This window comes from Kitasatospora misakiensis, assembly GCF_042656005.1.
GTDB classification, from domain to species: domain Bacteria; phylum Actinomycetota; class Actinomycetes; order Streptomycetales; family Streptomycetaceae; genus Kitasatospora; species Kitasatospora misakiensis.
The window spans coordinates 15,442-31,319 of sequence record NZ_JBHSOF010000073.1 but is presented as its reverse complement, the minus strand read 5'-3'; the positions used below and the strand labels follow the sequence as shown (position 1 = coordinate 31,319).

At 74.1% G+C, this 15,878-nt stretch carries 13 protein-coding genes; 5 read left to right on the top strand and 8 right to left on the bottom strand.

Features of this window, described 5'->3' with window-relative positions; genetic code table 11:
• Nucleotides 1–292: 292 nt before the first annotated feature.
• The 5 genes from ACFP3U_RS33940 to ACFP3U_RS33920 all read right to left on the bottom strand — a co-directional run bounded on the left by ACFP3U_RS33940 (nt 293) and on the right by ACFP3U_RS33920 (nt 5,870).
• Nucleotides 293–1,603 carry a DUF58 domain-containing protein gene (locus tag ACFP3U_RS33940; RefSeq protein ID WP_380229614.1) on the bottom strand — a complete coding sequence of 437 codons (1,311 nt, stop codon included), beginning with the start codon at nt 1,601–1,603 and terminating at the stop codon, nt 293–295.
• Between the two features lie 97 nt (nt 1,604–1,700).
• Nucleotides 1,701–2,621, bottom strand: coding sequence for an AAA family ATPase (locus ACFP3U_RS33935; protein ID WP_380229616.1), 921 nt, complete (start codon nt 2,619–2,621; stop codon nt 1,701–1,703).
• A gap of 134 nt (nt 2,622–2,755) precedes the next feature.
• Nucleotides 2,756–3,985 carry a DUF4350 domain-containing protein gene (locus ACFP3U_RS33930; RefSeq protein ID WP_380229613.1) on the bottom strand — a complete coding sequence of 410 codons (1,230 nt, stop codon included), beginning with the start codon at nt 3,983–3,985 and terminating at the stop codon, nt 2,756–2,758.
• On the bottom strand, nt 3,982–4,653 hold the full coding sequence (locus ACFP3U_RS33925) for a DUF4129 domain-containing protein (protein ID WP_380229612.1): 672 nt from the start codon (nt 4,651–4,653) through the stop codon (nt 3,982–3,984). Before ACFP3U_RS33925 ends, ACFP3U_RS33930 begins: the two co-directional genes overlap by 4 nt.
• Before the next feature lie 5 nt (nt 4,654–4,658).
• Nucleotides 4,659–5,870, bottom strand: coding sequence for a DUF7847 domain-containing protein (locus ACFP3U_RS33920; protein WP_380229611.1), 1,212 nt, complete (start codon nt 5,868–5,870; stop codon nt 4,659–4,661).
• A gap of 286 nt (nt 5,871–6,156) precedes the next feature.
• Here ACFP3U_RS33920 and mtrA point away from each other — a divergent pair, with 286 nt between their 5' ends.
• Genes mtrA through ACFP3U_RS33905 form a run of 3 tightly spaced genes read left to right on the top strand, consistent with a single transcriptional unit; the run spans nt 6,157 to nt 10,856 of the window.
• Nucleotides 6,157–6,834, top strand: a complete 678-nt coding sequence (mtrA, locus tag ACFP3U_RS33915) for an MtrAB system response regulator MtrA (protein ID WP_030061806.1) — start codon at nt 6,157–6,159, stop codon at nt 6,832–6,834.
• A gap of 4 nt (nt 6,835–6,838) precedes the next feature.
• Nucleotides 6,839–8,992: an MtrAB system histidine kinase MtrB gene (gene mtrB, locus ACFP3U_RS33910; RefSeq protein ID WP_380229610.1), complete on the top strand. Its 2,154-nt coding sequence runs from the start codon at nt 6,839–6,841 to the stop codon at nt 8,990–8,992.
• Nucleotides 8,967–10,856: an LpqB family beta-propeller domain-containing protein gene (locus ACFP3U_RS33905; protein WP_380229609.1), complete on the top strand. Its 1,890-nt coding sequence runs from the start codon at nt 8,967–8,969 to the stop codon at nt 10,854–10,856. Before mtrB ends, ACFP3U_RS33905 begins: the two co-directional genes overlap by 26 nt.
• On the opposite strand, the gene ACFP3U_RS33900 is transcribed toward ACFP3U_RS33905, so the two are convergent.
• Nucleotides 10,844–11,614 carry a ComF family protein gene (locus ACFP3U_RS33900; RefSeq protein WP_380229608.1) on the bottom strand — a complete coding sequence of 257 codons (771 nt, stop codon included), beginning with the start codon at nt 11,612–11,614 and terminating at the stop codon, nt 10,844–10,846. The two genes, ACFP3U_RS33905 and ACFP3U_RS33900, sit on opposite strands and share 13 nt — an antisense overlap.
• 365 nt (nt 11,615–11,979) lie before the next feature.
• Between ACFP3U_RS33900 and hpf the strand changes: the two genes are divergently transcribed.
• Nucleotides 11,980–12,672, top strand: coding sequence for a ribosome hibernation-promoting factor, HPF/YfiA family (gene hpf / locus ACFP3U_RS33895; RefSeq protein ID WP_380229607.1), 693 nt, complete (start codon nt 11,980–11,982; stop codon nt 12,670–12,672).
• Nucleotides 12,673–12,869: 197 nt separating this feature from the next.
• The gene (locus ACFP3U_RS33890; RefSeq protein ID WP_030308260.1) at nt 12,870–13,628 is read left to right on the top strand and encodes a response regulator; all 759 of its coding nucleotides are present in this window, start codon (nt 12,870–12,872) and stop codon (nt 13,626–13,628) included.
• A gap of 62 nt (nt 13,629–13,690) precedes the next feature.
• Here the strand turns inward: ACFP3U_RS33890 and ACFP3U_RS33885 are convergent, their stop codons facing one another.
• Both ACFP3U_RS33885 and ACFP3U_RS33880 read right to left on the bottom strand, forming a co-directional pair.
• On the bottom strand, nt 13,691–14,881 hold the full coding sequence (locus ACFP3U_RS33885; protein ID WP_380229606.1) for a winged helix-turn-helix domain-containing protein: 1,191 nt from the start codon (nt 14,879–14,881) through the stop codon (nt 13,691–13,693).
• Nucleotides 14,882–14,971: 90 nt separating this feature from the next.
• Nucleotides 14,972–15,658, bottom strand: coding sequence for a GNAT family N-acetyltransferase (locus tag ACFP3U_RS33880; protein ID WP_380229605.1), 687 nt, complete (start codon nt 15,656–15,658; stop codon nt 14,972–14,974).
• Between the last annotated feature and the right edge of the window lie 220 nt (nt 15,659–15,878).

Here is a 15,878-nt window from a genome sequence, read left to right as displayed (position 1 = left end):
GAACAATCATTGTGAAGAACCCCCATCCGGGATCCGGATGGGGGTTCTTTGCGTTTACCGCCATTTCCCCACGGGGCATTTCCCGCCATGACATGACAGCCGGCATGCGGTCGGACGGTGTGGTGGGATTTCCCAGGGGCCCGAGAAGGGCCATAAAGAGGCCCACAAGGGCCTTTTGGATCACTCCGATGGGGGGATATCAACAGGTCCTCCGAAGGCCGCGAAAAGCCCCGCTGCCGGTTCGGTAGCGGGGCTTTTTCGTTCTCCCCCGGCGTTCGCCGGCCGTGGTCCGTCAGAGCCGGCCGGCGGCCTTGAGCGCGAGGTACGTGTCGGCCAGGGCTGGGGCGACGGAGGCGGGCGGCGCGTCGAGGACGGTGACGCCGGCGCGGGTGAGGCGGTCGGCGGTGAGGCGGCGGTCGGCGCGGGTCTGCTCGGCGGCCGCGGCGCCGTAGACGGCTTCGACGGTGCCGCGGCCGGCGGCGAGCTCGTCGAGGTGGGGGTCGGAGACGGAGGCGAGGACGACCTCGTGGCGCTTGGTGAGGAGGGGGAGGAGCGGGAGCAGGCCCTCCTCGACCGGGGCCGCGTCCAGGCCGGTGAGCAGGACGATCAGCGAGCGGTGCGGTGCCATCTTGAGTGCGGTGGCGACCAGCGAGCGCATGTCGGTCTCGTAGAGCGCGGGCTCCAGGACGGCCATCGCGGTGGTGAAGGCCGGGAGGATCTCGTTCGGGGAGCGGCCGGCCACCGCGGCCCGCTTGCGCAGGTCGTGGGCGAGCAGGTCGACCCGGTCGCCGGCTTTGGTGGCGAGGGCGGTGAGGAGCAGGGCGGCGTCGAGGGAGGCGTCGAGCCGGGGCGCGTCGCCGACCCGCCCGGCGGAGGTGCGGCCGGTGTCGAGGACGACGAGGATGTGCCGGTCGCGTTCGGGGCGCCAGGTGCGGACGGCCACGGTGTGGCGGCGGGCGCTGGCCCGCCAGTCGATGGAGCGGACGTCGTCGCCGGGCAGGTACTCGCGCAGGGAGTCGAACTCGGTGCCCTGGCCGCGGGTCAGGACGGAGGTGCGGCCGTCCAGTTCGCGCAGCCGGGCGAGCCGGGAGGGCAGGTGCTTGCGGCTGGCGAACGGGGGCAGGGCGCGGACCGTCCAGGGGACGAGGTGCGAGCCCTGACGCCCGGCCAGGCCGAGCGGGCCGAGCGAACGGACGGTCACCTTGTGGGCGTGGTGGTCCCCGCGCCGGGTCGGGGTGAGGACGGTGGTGACCCGGCGGCGCTCGTGGCCGGGGACGCGCAGGGTGTGCCGGGAGGCGGCGACGTCGGTGCCGGGCCGCCAGGCGGACGGGGCCCAGGCGTCGCGGATCCGGGCGCGCAGGGGGCGCCCGGCCGGGTTGGTGACGGTCAGTTCGACGGCGGCGGCTTCGCCGAGCCGGATCGTGGTGTCGCCGCCCCGGGTGATCCGCAGGCTGCGGACGGGGGCGGCGAGCACCAGGTCGAGGAGGACGCCGAGCAGGACCGCGCCGGTGACGGCGCCGATCCCCGTCCAGGAGGGCAGCAGCAGGCCCGTGACCAGGGCGCCGAGCGCGGCGAGCAGGGCGGTTCGCCCGGTGAGGGCCATGCGGTGCGTTCCTTCGTCGGGGCCGACGGTGCGGCGGCGAAGCGTGGGGCGGCCGGGCGACCGAGCCGGTGGGGCCGGCCGAGCGGGTGGGGTGGGCTCAGCGCGGGGCCGGGGTCTGGGCGAGGACGGCCTGGATGACGGAGTCGGCGGTCACGCCCTCCATCTCGGCCTCGGCGCGCAGGGCCACGCGGTGCCGCAGGGTGGGCAGGGCGAGCGCCTTGACGTCGTCGGGGGTGACGTAGTCGCGGCCGGCCAGCCAGGCCCAGGCGCGGGAGGCGCCGAGCAGCGCGGTGGCGCCGCGCGGGGAGACGCCGATGGAGAGCGAGGGCGACTGCCGAGTGGCCCGGCAGAGGTCGACGATGTAGGCGAGGACCTCAGGGGCGACGGTCAGCTTGGCGATCGCCTCGCGGGCGGCGGTGATGTGCTCGGGGCCGGCGACCGGGCGGACGCCGGCCGCGGTGAGGTCGCGCGGGTCGAAGCCGGCGGCGTGCCGGGCGAGGACCTGGAACTCCTGGTCCCGGTCGGGCAGCGGGAGGATCAGCTTGAGCAGGAAGCGGTCGAGCTGGGCCTCGGGCAGCGGGTAGGTGCCCTCGTACTCGACCGGGTTCTGGGTCGCGGCGACCAGGAACGGGACCGGCAGCGCGCGCGGTTCGCCGTCGACGGTGACCTGGTGCTCCTCCATGGCCTCCAGTAGGGCGGCCTGGGTCTTCGGCGGGGTGCGGTTGATCTCGTCGGCGAGCAGCAGGTTGGTGAAGACCGGGCCGGGCTGGAAGGAGAACTCGGCGGTGCGGGCGTCGTAGACCAGCGAGCCGGTGACGTCGCCGGGCATGAGGTCCGGGGTGAACTGGATGCGCTTGGTGCCCAGGCTGAGCGCGGTGGAGAGGGTGCGGATCAGCAGGGTCTTGGCCACGCCGGGGACGCCTTCGAGCAGCACGTGGCCGCCGCAGAGCAGGGCGACGACGAGGCCGGTGACGGCGGCGTCCTGGCCGACGACGGCCTTGGCGATCTCCGCGCGCAGGGCGGTGAGCGCCTCGCGCGGGTCGCCGGTAGCGGTGCCGACCGTAGCGCCGGGGACGGCGGCGGGGGTGGTGGTGCCGGAGGTGGCGGCTGCCGTGCCGGGGGTGATGCGGAGCTGGGTGGTGGCCTTCTCGGTCACGGCTTCCGGACCTGCCTTTCGAGGGTGTCGAGATCGTCGGCGAGCCGCAGCAGCGCGGCGTCGTCGGTCGGGGGCGGCCCGTACAGGAGGGCCGCCGCGTCCCCGCCGGGCCGCTCGGGGAGGCGGTCGGCGACGGCCGCGCAGAGTGCGGTGGGGTCGGGTGCGCCGGCCACGGGCGGGACGCCCAGGGCCGGGGCGATGCGCAGCGCGGTGGCGCGGCGCAGGGCGTCGGCGGCGCGGCCGCGGGCCTTGGCCCGGCGGTAGAGGCGGGCGCGGCCCTCGGTGGTCTCGGAGGCGCGGACCACGACGGGCAGCTGCTCGCTGACGACCGGGCCGAGTCGCCGGGCGCGCCAGAGCGCGGCGAGCACGACGGCGACGGCGAGCTGGTAGCCGGCCCAGGTCCAGCCCTCGGGGATGTAGTCCTGGAAGCTCTTCTGCCCGCCCTCGGCGACCGGGGCGGTGTAGTCGGGCAGGTGCCAGGTGACGTGCGGCCGGGAGCCGAGCAGGCCGAGGCCCAGGGCGGCGTTGCCGTCCTTCCCGAGCAGTTCGTTGGTGAGGAACTCGCCGCTGCCGAGGACCACGACGTCGGTGTTGCGGCCGGTGGCGACGGCGACCAGGGGGTAGCCGTGGCCGCGCTGGTAGCAGCCCTCGCCGCGGCTGCCGGCGGTGTAGAGCAGGCCGCCGAGGTGGGCGCTGCCGGCCCGGACGGCCTCCGGGAGGGAGCAGTCGGGGCCGGTGCTGCGGACGCCGGCGTAGGGGATGCCGCCGTTCTCCTCGGAGGTGCGGACGCCGGGGACGAGGGCGCTGAGGGCGGCGGGGCCGGGGGAGACCAGGACCAGTCGGCCGTACCCGGCGGCGGCGACGGCGGTCAGCTGTTCGGGGGTGAGCAGGTCGGGCTCGGGGAGGACCAGGGTGTCGGCGCCGGTGGGCCGGGCGGCCGGGTCGGCGGTGAGGTCGACCTTGAGGCCCTGGCGCTCCAGGAGGGCGACCGCGGCGTGGCCGCCGGCGGGTTCGTAGGAGCGCGGGTCGAGCGGCGGGTACTGGCGTTCCCGGTTGACCGCGGCGAGCAGGACGGCCGCGAGCAGGACGAGCGCGGCGGTGAGCAGGTACCAGCGGGCGCGCCGCCAGAGACCGCGGCCGGTGGGGGCGGTGCTGGTGGCGGGTGCCGGGACGGTCGGGGCGCCGGGGCCCGGGGTGGTCGGCGGGGCGGGGACGGCGCTGGTCATGCGGCTCCTCCGGCGGCCGGGGCGAGGACCGGGCGGGCGCGTTCGAGGGTCCGGTCGAGGTCGCGCAGCAGCTGGTAGGCGGCCTGGTCGGCGGTGCGTTCGCCGTAGGCGATGTCGTCGAAGGCGCGGGCGGCGGCGGCGAGCTCGGCGGCGTGTCCGGGCAGCGCGCGGCCGGCCTCGGCGGCGGCCTCGTCGGCGGTGCGGCCGGGGCGGGTGTCGAGCAGGGTGCGTTCCTCCAGGCCGCGGACCAGCGCGCGCATCTGTTCGCGGACGGCCTCGGTCCACCGGCCGGCGGCGGCGTGCCGTTCGGCGTCGGCCCGGTGCTCGGCGGCGCTGCGCGGGCCGATGTCGCCGAAGACGCCGAGGTCGGTGCGGGCGGCCCGCTTGGGGGCGCCGAGGCGCCACCAGAGGGCGGCGCCGACGACCGCGGCGACCAGCAGGAAGAGGACCAGGCCGGTGGCGCCGCTGGTGCCGTCGCCGGCGAGCGCGCTCAGCGCGTCGTCGATCCGGTCCATGATCCAGTCGATGACCCGCTCCTGGAGGCTCGGGTCGTGGCGGTGGTAGTCGGCCTTGAGCAGCTCGTCGCGGGCCGCGTCCCGGGCCGCGTCGCGCGGGGTCGTGACCGGGGCGCCGCCCGCGATCACGACGATCTCCCCCCGGATCGGCATCGCGCTCAGAGCCTTGCGGGGGCTGGGCCAGCCTGGTCGCCCCAGCCGGTGCCGCCGTACTCGGGCAGGCCGGCGGCGCGGGCGAGCTCGATGTCGAGGGCCTCGCGGCGGATCCGCTGGTCGACGTAGAGCAGCACGCCGATGGTGGCGGTGAAGGGGAGGGTGACGGTGGAGGAGAGCACGCCGCCGATCGCGATGGTGATCAGCATCGCGGCGGGCATGCTGCCGGTCTCACCGGAGTCGATCTGTCCGACGAAGTCGTCGAAGCCGATCACCATGCCGGCGATCGTGAACGGGGTGCTGATCACACCGGCGACGAAGGCGGCGATGACCTGGCTGAGCACGGTGATGCCGCAGATCCGCCACCAGGAGCGGCGGACCAGCCGGCGGGAGCGGGAGACGGCGGTGATCACGCCCTGCTTCTCCAGCATGAGCGCGGGCGCGGCCAGGCTGAGCTGGATCCCGAGCCAGAAGGCGACCGGGAGGCTGAGCAGGCCGACGATGACGAGCAGGGCGACGATGGCCGGTTCCTCGGCCCCGGTGACCAGGTAGCCGATCAGGGGGGCGAAGCCCAGCAGGACGATGCCGCCGACGATCAGACCGGTGAGCAGGGTGAGCCCGCCGAGCTGGAGCAGCCGCGGCCGGGCGTCGCGCCAGGCGTCCCCGATCGAGACGGCCTGCCCGAGGATGGCGCGGCTGACCACCATGGTCAGCAGGGCCGAGGCGACCACACCGAGCAGCAGCGAGAGCGGCAGGCTGATCAGGGTGGTCAGGACCGGGGTGAGCTCGCCGGTGTTCCCCTGGACGGCGAGCTGGGCGGCGAGCGAGCCGCCCTGCTGGACGACCGCGACGCCGAAGGCGAGACCGAGGGTGACCCGCCAGTGCTTGCGGACCGTGGAGACGGCGCCGTCGAGGATCTCGCCGAGGCCGAGCGGGCGCAGCGGGATCACCCCGGGCTTGGGGCTCTGCGGCACGGCCCAGCCGTACGGGCCGCCGGGCGGCCCGTAGGGGGGCTGCTGGCCGTAGCCGGCCTGCGGGCCGGGGTACGGGGGCTGGGGGGCGTGCGGGGCGCCGGGGGCGGTCCCCCAGGCGGGCGGGGCGTCCTGGGGCGGTACCGACTGGCCGGGCACGGGGGCGGGAGCGTCGGCCGTGGGCCGGGCGCCGTCGCGGGGCGGCTCGGACGAGCCGGGCGAGGCCCAGCCCGGAGTGTCGGTCATCACTGCTCCTCGGAGGGCATCGGGGTTCGCGGCGCCGGGTGGATCTTCGCCCGGGCGCAGCGCCCATCGTGCCATGGTGCTCGGACGCACCCCAGGGGGATCCGGTTGCTGAACGGCAACGGGCGGGCGGCGGGCGGCCCGTGGGTCTTCCCGGGGGCCCGAGGGGCGGGTGGGGGCAGGATATTCGCCCGGTATGGCCGGAATTCGTCGGATCGCCAGTTGGCCGTTCTGGAGCAAGGGGACTGCTGTGCGGCAGGTCACAATCCGGTAATGAGAAGATGGACGCATGAAGGGACGCGTCCTCGTCGTTGATGACGACTCCGCACTGGCCGAGATGCTCGGCATTGTGCTGCGTGGTGAGGGTTTTGAGCCGTTTTTCGTCGCGGATGGGGACAAGGCGCTAGCCGCGTTCCGGGAGACCAAGCCCGACCTGGTCCTGCTGGACCTGATGCTGCCCGGACGGGACGGCATCGACGTCTGCCGGCAGATCCGGGCGGAGTCGGGCATCCCGATCGTCATGCTCACCGCCAAGACCGACACGGTGGACGTGGTGGTGGGCCTGGAGTCGGGCGCCGACGACTACGTCACCAAGCCGTTCAAGCCCAAGGAACTGGTGGCCCGGGTGCGTGCCCGGCTCCGCCGTGCCGAGGAGCCGACTCCGGAGCAGCTGACCATCGGCGATCTGGTGATCGACGTGGCCGGCCACTCGGTGAAGCGGGACGGCCGGGGCATCCCGCTGACCCCGCTGGAGTTCGACCTGCTGGTCGCGCTGGCCCGCAAGCCCTGGCAGGTGTTCACCCGCGAGGTGCTGCTGGAGCAGGTCTGGGGCTACCGGCACGCGGCGGACACCCGCCTGGTCAACGTCCATGTGCAGCGGCTGCGCTCCAAGATCGAGAAGGACCCGGAGCGTCCCGAGATCGTGGTGACCGTCCGCGGCGTCGGCTACAAGGCCGGGCCCAGCTGACGTGATGTACCGGGCCGACGAGACTCCCGCGGGTACCGCGACCGACGGGGGTGGCGGCGCCGTGCGCGGAGACGTCCTGAGTTCGACCGTGCGCAGCCGTCGCCGACGGCGGCCGACCGCCCTGCTCGCGCTGGTGAACCGTCAGCTGCGCCGACCCCTGAACCGGGTGGCGGCGCTGTACCGGCGGTCGATCCAGCTGCGGGTGGTGGCGGCGACCCTGCTGCTGTCGGTCCTGGTGGTGATGGTGCTGGGCGTCGTCGTGGTGGCCCAGGTGCGCACCGGGCTGCTGGAGACCAAGCGGTCGGCGGCGCGGGACCAGGCGCTCGCGGGCTTCCAGACCGAGCTCAAGAAGATCGACGAGGCCAAGGACCTGCGGCTGCGGGGCGGCGGCTCGGCCACCGACCCGGCCACCGGGGAGCTGGGCCTGGGCACCTGGCTGCTCCAGCAGGTCGGCGACCTGGCGGCGAGCGGGCAGAACGTCTACTCGGTGATCGCGATGCTGCCCGGCACCGGGCAGACCGTCCAGCCGGAGAAGGCCGGTCTCGGCCCGCGCTACTCCGCCGACATCCTGCCGAGCAGCATCCCCGACAGCCTCAAGATCAAGGTCGCCCAGGAGCCCGGTCAGACCTTCAGCCAGCCCACCCGGGTGCAGCGCTCCCCGGAGAGCGATCCCGCGTCCGAGCCCGGGCTGGTCTTCGGCCAGCAGTTCGTCGGCCCGGACAACATCAGCAGCTACCAGCTGTACTACGTCTTCTCCTTCGGCCAGGAGACCAAGACCCTGGGCCTGGTCACCGGCACCCTGGCGACCGCCGGCGTGTTCGTGGTGATCATGATGGGCGGCATCGCCTGGCTGGTGGTGCGCCAGGTGGTGACCCCGGTCCGGATGGCCGCCGGGATCTCCGAGCGGCTGGCCGCCGGGCACCTGGAAGAGCGGATGAAGGTCACCGGTACGGACGACATCGCCCGGCTCGGCGAATCGTTCAACCGGATGGCCAACGCGCTGCAGGCGCAGATCCGCCAGCTGGAGGAGCTCTCCCGGGTGCAGCGGCGCTTCGTCTCGGACGTCTCGCACGAGCTGCGCACCCCGCTGACCACGGTCCGGATGGCCGCCGACCTCATCTACGACAGCCGCGAGGACCTGGACCCGATGGCGGCCCGGTCCGCCGAGCTGCTCCAGGGCCAGCTGGACCGCTTCGAGTCGCTGCTCGCCGACCTGCTGGAGATCAGCCGGTTCGACGCGGGCGCGGCCGTCCTGGACGCCGAGCCGGTCGACCTGCGCGAGATCGTCGGCCGGGTGGTCGAGGCCGCCGACCCGCTGGCGGAGGCCAAGGGCAGCGCGGTGGTGATCCGCGGCGACGGCGAGCCGGTGGTGGCCGAGGTCGACTCCCGGCGGATCGAGCGCATCCTGCGCAACCTGGTCGTCAACGCGCTGGAGCACGGCGAGGGCCGGGACGTCGTGGTCCGGCTGGGCTCCCAGGACGGCGCGGTCGCCGTCGGCGTGCGCGACTACGGCATCGGCCTCAAGCCGGGCGAGGCGTCCCGGGTGTTCCACCGCTTCTGGCGGGCCGACCCGTCCCGGGTGCGGACCACCGGCGGCACCGGTCTCGGCCTGTCCATCGCGGTCGAGGACGCCCACCTGCACGGCGGCTGGCTCCAGGCCTGGGGCGAGCCCGGCGGTGGCTCGCACTTCCGGCTCACCCTGCCGCGCACCCGCGGCGGCGAGATCAACCGGGCGCCGTTCCGGCTGGAGCCGGAGGACTCGCGCAACAACCGCGGCCTGGGCACCTACGGGGCGCCGTACCGGCGGGCGGCCCGTCCGGCCGGGGCGACCGCGCTCACCGCGACCGAGGAACAGACCGTCCCGGAGACTCCGGAGGCCTTCGGCAGCGGCTTCGGCAGCGGGCTCGGCGGCGTGCTGAGCATCGGCCCCGGCCTCGGCCGACGGGCGCAGGAGGGGCCGCGCGCGGATCCGTCGGACGTGCTGCCGGCCGGCGCCGGGTACGGTGCGACCGGGGCCCAGGTCATGGTGGACCCGACGCCCGGCCGGCCGTCGGTGGCGCAGCGGACCGCGGGGCCGGACGGCGCCGGCGGGGCGGACGGCACGGGTGGAACGGACACGGAGGGGACGCGGCGTGCGAAGGACCAGCGGCAGGACTGAGTTGCGGCCGGCCGGGGTGGTCGGCGGCCTGCTGGTCGCCCTGCTGGCCGGCGGCTGCGCGGCGATGCCGGATTCCGGGGGCGTCACCAAGGTCGAGTTGTCGAAGAGCTCGGCGGAGAAGAACCTCCAGGTCAGGGTCTTCCCGGTGGAGCCCGCCAAGGGCGCCGTCCCGCAGGACCTGCTGGCCGGGTTCCTCGACGCGCTGACCGCCGACGACAGCTATGTGACGGCGCGCAAGTACCTGACGCCGGGTGCGCGGGCGAACTGGAACCCGGAGGCGGGCATCAAGGTGCTCGCCGCCAACCCCGGGCACCTCAAGGTCGGCGTGACCGACGCCGACACCGATGTGTCCATCCCGGTCGACGGGCAACTGGTCTCCCAGGTGGACGACCGGCACTCGTTCTCGATCGAGTCGCCGCGCATGATCCAGTTCAACTTCTCCTTCGTACGGGAGAAAGCCGGCGAGTGGCGGATCGACAAGCTGCCCGACGGACTGATCCTCAACGAGGTCAACTTCCGCAACAGCTACCGCCAGGTCGACCGCTTCTTCTACGCCGCGCCCGACCCGTCCGCGCCGACCGCGGCCTCGGTGACCAACCAGGACGTGCTGATCGCCGACCCGATCTACCTGCGGCGCCGAATAGACCCGCTGGGTTCGGCGGTGCGCGCGCTGGTCTCGGGTCCGTCGAACTGGCTCGCGCCGGTGGCCCGCTCGGCCTTCCCGGCCGGGGTGTCGGCCGACTCGGTCGAGTCGGTGAGCCTGGACGACAACCGCACCGGGCACGTGACGCTCGCCGGGGTCGACCTCGGCAGCGCCACCGCCTGCCGGCGGATGGCCACCCAGCTCCTCTACACCCTCGCCGACCAGGGCACCGGGCAGGTGGACCGGCTGGAGCTCAAGGCGCAGCACGGCGGACCGGCCTGTCTGGCGAGCCGCGCCGACGAGCCGCAGATCGGGCCCGGCTCGCTGGCCGGGCAGATGTCCACCCGGCAGTTCTACCAGCGGGCCGACGACGGCGTGCTGCACGAGACCCGCGGGGAGGCGGTCGGCGAGCCCGTGCACGGGCCGCTGGGGCGCCCGCAGCCGAGCGGGCGGCCGCTGGGCGCGATCGCGGTGGCGCGGGACGGCGAGCGCGCCGCGGCGATCAGCGGGGACGGCCACCAGCTCTTCACGCTGCCGTTCCTGGACTCCCAGACGGCGATGCCGCAGCCGGTGCTCACCACCCCGAGCCGCCCGGGTTCGAAGGGGGACGACGGGCTGGTCTCGCCGACCTGGGACGGGCGCGGCGACCTGTACGTGGTCGACCGCGATCCGGTGGCCCCGAAGGTGATGCTGGTGCGCGACAAGCAGGCCGTCCCGGTGCCGGTCGACGACCTGGGCGGGCGGTCGGTGCAGGGCATCAAGGTGTCCTCGGACGGGGTCCGGGTCGCCCTGCTGCTCAAGGAGGGCAAGGACAGCAAGGACCAGCGGCTCTGGCTGGGGCTGGTCGTGCACGGCGGCACCAAGGACGCCCCGACCGCGGAGATCACCGGTCTGCGGCTGGCCAACCCGGCGTTCCAGGAGGTGCTCTCGGTCTCCTGGGCGGAGGCCGACCAGCTGCTGGTGCTGGGCAAGGAGAAGGACAAGGCCCAGCAGCTGCAGTACATCAGCACGGACGGGTCGCAGAACCGGGACGCGCGGCTGCAGGGCGGCGGGGAGATGGTCGCCGTCGCCGCGTCGGAGTCGCGGGGGACCACCGTGCTGCCGGTGCCGCCCGTGCTGGCGCTGGAGAAGGAGGCGGGCAAGCCGTACCGGCTGGTGAACAACCAGTGGCGGGAGCTGGTGCTGCCCTACAAGGCCTCCGCGTTCATCTACCCGGGCTGAGCATCGGGGCGGGACCGGGGTCGGGACCGTCCCTGGTGTGAGAGGGCCGTCGCGACCGTGGCGGCCGAGGTGATCGGCAGGCCCGCGGCGGACAGCGCCCGGGCCGCCTCGGTGAGGCTGGCACCGGTGGTCACCAGGTCGTCCACCAGGACCGGACGGTGCCCGTCGGGTGCCGGCCGGCGGAGGCGGCCGAGCGGCCGCACGGTGAGCGCGCCGTCCAGGTTGCGGTGGCGCTCGGCGGCGGAGAGTCCGGCCTGGTCGGCGACCGGGCGGGCGTGGCGCAGCAGCGGCACCGTCCGGGCGTCCAGGCCCTCCCGGCGCAGGGCCGCGGCGGCGGCGCCGGCCAGCCGCAGGGTCGGGTCGTGCCCCCGGGCGCGGACGGTCGCGCGGGCGGAGGGCACCGGGACGAGCAGCAGCGGGGCCGGTCCGGCGTACGGGCCGAGCGCGGAGCGCACCGCGCGGGCGAGCGCCTCGCCGAGCGGGCCGGCCAGGCGCAGCACGCCGCGCTCCTTGTGGGCGAGCAGCAGCCGGCGGACCGGACCCTCGTACGGCGCGGCGGCGTGCGCCCAGGACAGGGCCGTGGCGGGTGCGGGCCGGGCGGTGGCGAGGAGGTGCCGGCAGCCGGGGCAGAGCTGACCGAGGTCGGCGCCGCAGCCCGCGCAGGGGGCCGGGAGCAGCACGTCGAGCAGTCCGGTCAGGGTGTGGGCGAACGGTCCCCGGGTAGGCGGTCGACGGGGCGGTGCGGGGATCGGCGGCACGGCTGCTCCTCGCGGGTGAGACACGGAGAGTGAGCAAAGAATGCGCCGTACGGGGGGTGTTGTCCAGGTATTTACCTGTGTTTCACTCGCAGGAGGGTAGACAGGTGGGCACAGCTTGACCGCCAGCCCGTCACTCCGTCATACCCGAACTCTCCACCGGAGAGGCGGAAACCCCGCGTGAGGTGTTCGATAAGGCTCCAGGGGGTTTCAACCGTCCCTGGTGGGGAGGAAGTGAGGTGAGGGCCAGTCGTTCCCGCCGTTGCCGGTGGGGCGGAGGGCCGGCAGAAGGATTGGCTGGTCCGGCTGGTCTCAGCCCGGTCCGGTAGCACCCGGACCGGCGACAGAACGAGGGATCGGAGTTCTGCGTGGACATCGTCGTCAAGGGCCGCAAGACCGAGTTGCCCAAGAGGTTCCGCGATCACGTGGCCGAGAAGCTGGAGAAGGTCCAGAAGTTCGACACCAAGGCGATCAGCCTCGATGTCGAGGTGTCCAAGGAACACAACCCGCGGCAGGCCGACCGGTCCGACCGCGTGGAGATCACTCTCCGTACCCGTGGCCCGGTGATCCGGGCCGAGGCCGCCGCCGCGGACCCCTACGCGGCGCTCGATCTGGCCTCGGCGAAGCTCGACGCCCAGCTGCGCAAGTCCGCGGACCGGCGTCGGGTCCACAAGGGCGGCAACGGCCGCACCCCGATCAGCGTCGCCGAGGCGACCGCGTCCCTGGCCACGCTGCCCGAGGCGAAGCCGGCGGAGAGCAGCACCAACGGAGCCGTCCGCAAGACCATGATGGGATCCCTGGAAGTGGAGGGCGAAGGCCCGCTGGTGGTCCGGGAGAAGACCCACCCGGCCGCCCCGATGGCGCTCGACCAGGCGCTCTACGAGATGGAGCTGGTCGGCCACGACTTCTACCTCTTCGTGGAGAAGGACAGCGGCCTGCCGAGCGTCGTCTACCGCCGGCACGGTTACCACTACGGCGTGATCCACCTGAAGGCCGACGGCTCGACCGTCGAGGGTGGCGGCGCCGGCGGGGCGATCGGCGCGGGCGACGACGAGGACTGACCAGTCCTACACAGCATGAGAGGAGTGACCCCGGTGGCGTGTGCCGCCGGGGTCACCGGCGTTCCGGGGCACCCGTGGAGCCGCCGGGCCACCGGGCAGGTCACCCGATGCGGAGCGATCGGCGCCGGAGGGTGACCGCGGGGCCGTCCGGCCGTGGAATGATTGCCGGACGACGACCGGCGACGGGGGAGGAGCGGATGGGGGATCACTTCGGGCTGGGGCCCGCGAGGGGGCCGGTCGCGGGGGTGTCGCCCGGGCTCGGGGCGGAGCCCGAGTACGCCCCGCACCGGGGCGAGCCGATCCGCGTGCTGGTGGTGGACGACCACGCGCTCTTCCGCCGGGGCCTGGAGATCGTGCTGGCCGAGGAGGAGGACATCACGGTCGTCGGCGAGGCCGGCGACGGTGCCGAGGCGGTGCTCAAGGCGGCCGACCTGCTGCCGGACATCATCCTCATGGACGTCAGGATGCCGCGCCGCAGCGGGATCGAGGCCTGTACGGCGATCAAGGACGTCGCGCCCAGCACCAAGATCATCATGCTGACGATAAGCGACGAGGAGGCCGACCTCTACGAGGCGATCAAGGCGGGTGCCACCGGCTACCTGCTCAAGGAGATCTCCACCGACGAGGTCGCCACCGCGATCCGCGCGGTCGCCGACGGGCAGTCCCAGATCAGCCCGTCGATGGCGTCCAAGCTGCTCACCGAGTTCAAGTCGATGATCCAGCGCCGCTCCGACGAAAGGGAGTTGGTGCCCGCGCCGCGGCTGACGGACCGGGAGCTGGAGGTGCTGAAGCTGGTGGCCACCGGGATGAACAACCGGGAGATCGCCAAGGAGCTGTTCATCAGCGAGAACACCGTGAAGAACCACGTGCGCAACATCCTGGAGAAGCTCCAGCTGCACTCCCGGATGGAGGCCGTGGTGTACGCGATGCGGGAGAAGATCCTCGAAATAGGGTGATCGGCGATCGGTGAACCGTGACCGCGGGGGCCCACGGTCACCGATCAGCCTCGGCGGCGGCCTCAGGCCAGTAGCCGCTCCAGCGCCGGGCGCAGCGACTCGTCCTGCAGCGCCTCGACCCGGACGCTGTCGCAGCCCACCCAGCCCGCGGCCTCGCGCAGCGCGTCGGCCAGCGCCTCCACATGCCGGGGCGAGTCCAGCGAGATCTGACGCGCCACCAGGGTCCGCCCCTCGCGGGCCGGGTCGACCCGGCCGACGAGCCGGCCGCCGGTCAGCAGCGGCATCGCGAAGTAGCCGTGCACCCGCTTGTGCTTGGGGGTGTAGGCCTCCAGCCGGTGGAGCATGCCGAAGATCCGCTCGGTGCGCGGGCGGTCCCAGATCAGGGAGTCGAACGGCGAGAGCAGGGTGCTGCGGTGCCGGCCGCGCGGCGTCGCGGCGAGTGCCGCCGGGTCGGCCCAGGCCGCGCCCGGGGCGCCGTTCGGGCCCCAGCCGGCCACCTCGACCGGGACCAGGCCGGAGTCGGCCAGCACCGCGTCCAGCTGGTCGACGCGCAGCCGGTGGTAGTCGGCGAGATCGGCCCGGGTGGCCACACCGAGGGCCGCGCCGGACTGGGCGACCAGGGTGCGCAGGCACTCCGCGTCGTCCGGCTCGGCGGCGAAGAGATCGGCGGGGATGGCCTGTTCGGCCAGCGCGTAGACGCGCTTCCAGCTCCGGCGCTCGGTGCAGACCACGTCGCCGAAGGCCAGCGCGCGCTCCACGGCGATCTTGGTGTCCGACCAGTCCCACCAGTCGGCGGTCTTCTTGGCGCCGCCCAGCTCGGTGGAGGTGAGCGGGCCCTCGGCGCGCAGCTTGTCCAGCACCGAGCGGTACGTCGCCGCGTCCGCCTGCTTGCCCCAGACGTGCGCCTTGGCGCGGTAGCGGCGGCGCCGGAAGGCGAACAGCGGCCACTCCTCGACCGGCAGCACGCAGGCCGCGTGCGACCAGTACTCGAAGCTCGCGCCGGAGCCCCAGTACGCCGTCTCGATCGCCGGGCGGCCGACCGCGCCGAGCCGGGCGTACGGGACGAGTTCGTGGGAGCGGGCCAGCACCGAGATGGTGTCGAGCTGGACGGCGCCGAGCCGGCGCAGCACTCCGCGCACGCCGCCGCGGCGGTCCGGCGCGCCGAGCAGGCCCTGGGCGCGCAGGGCGATCCTGCGGGCGTCGTCGGCGCCGAGGGTGGCCACCGGTGCGGGAAGGGAAGACAAGGCGGTCATGCCGGCGAGCCTAGAGCCTGCCACTGACAACCCGCCCGCCCGGCCGGGGCTTTGGGCTCCGGGAGGGCGGGCGCGGTCGGTCGGCTGTGCTCAGGCGTCGGTGGGGCGGCCGGTGTCGGTGGGGCGGCCGGTGTCGGTGCGGTCGGCGAGGTCGCCGGGCAGCAGTGAGGCGATCCACGAGTCGTGGAACCGTCCGCGCTGCTCGGCGTACGCGCGCAGGGTGCCCTCGAACCGGAAGCCGACCTTCTCGGCCACCGCGCGGGAGCCGACGTTCCCCACGTAGGCGAGCCACTCCAGCCGGCGCAGGCGCAGTTCGGCCAGGCCGTAGCGGGCCACCGCGCCGGCCGCCTCCGCGGTGTAGCCGCGGCCGCGGAACTCCTTGGCCGCCCACCAGCCGATCTCGGCCGTGCCCGGCCGGCTCGTGGAGACCGTCAGCCCCTGGCTGCCGACCAGCGCGCCGGTTTCGCGCTCGAACACGCACCAGACCAGGTTCTCGCCGGTCCGCCAGCCGTTCGCCGCGAGGTCGCGCACGAAGTATTCGGCGTCCTCGCGACGGTACGGGCTCGGAACGATCGTCCAGCGCTGGATCTCCGGATCCTGGCAGGCGGCGAGGATCGCGTCGATGTCCGACTCGCACGGAGCGCGCAGGACCAGGCGCTCGGTGGTGAGGACGACCGGTTCCCGGACGGAGCCCGCGGTGGGCGTGCCGGCGGCGGCCCGCGGGCCGATCTGCGGGCCGATCTGCTCGTCGGCGCGTTCTTCGGGGCTTTCTTCCATGAACGAATTATTCCGCGCTGCGATGAATCCGAGCATCCGATTAACGGGTCGGCGCGTCCAACTCTCCGGACACCTGCCCGGTTTGTCCCGGTGGGGAAGGCTATCGGAGCATGTGCTCGGGGGGGTGACACGGGAATACCGTGCTGACGCACCTCCCGGGGCCTTGGGCTCCTCGCATACGATGGCCCGTGCGGTGGGGTGGATCCGCCGTGCAGTCGTC

Excerpts from the sequence above, each read along its gene's own strand:
- ACFP3U_RS33880 (WP_380229605.1), bottom strand. The coding sequence starts at position 15,658 with ATGGAAGAAAGCCCCGAAGAACGCGCCGACGAGCAGATCGGCCCGCAG.
- ACFP3U_RS33885 (WP_380229606.1), bottom strand. The coding sequence starts at position 14,881 with ATGACCGCCTTGTCTTCCCTTCCCGCACCGGTGGCCACCCTCGGCGCC.
- mtrB (WP_380229610.1), top strand. The coding sequence starts at position 6,839 with ATGTACCGGGCCGACGAGACTCCCGCGGGTACCGCGACCGACGGGGGT.
- ACFP3U_RS33920 (WP_380229611.1), bottom strand. The coding sequence starts at position 5,870 with ATGACCGACACTCCGGGCTGGGCCTCGCCCGGCTCGTCCGAGCCGCCC.
- mtrA (WP_030061806.1), top strand. The coding sequence starts at position 6,157 with ATGAAGGGACGCGTCCTCGTCGTTGATGACGACTCCGCACTGGCCGAG.
- ACFP3U_RS33940 (WP_380229614.1), bottom strand. The coding sequence starts at position 1,603 with ATGGCCCTCACCGGGCGAACCGCCCTGCTCGCCGCGCTCGGCGCCCTG.
- ACFP3U_RS33925 (WP_380229612.1), bottom strand. The coding sequence starts at position 4,653 with ATGCCGATCCGGGGGGAGATCGTCGTGATCGCGGGCGGCGCCCCGGTC.
- ACFP3U_RS33890 (WP_030308260.1), top strand. The coding sequence starts at position 12,870 with ATGGGGGATCACTTCGGGCTGGGGCCCGCGAGGGGGCCGGTCGCGGGG.
- ACFP3U_RS33930 (WP_380229613.1), bottom strand. The coding sequence starts at position 3,985 with ATGACCAGCGCCGTCCCCGCCCCGCCGACCACCCCGGGCCCCGGCGCC.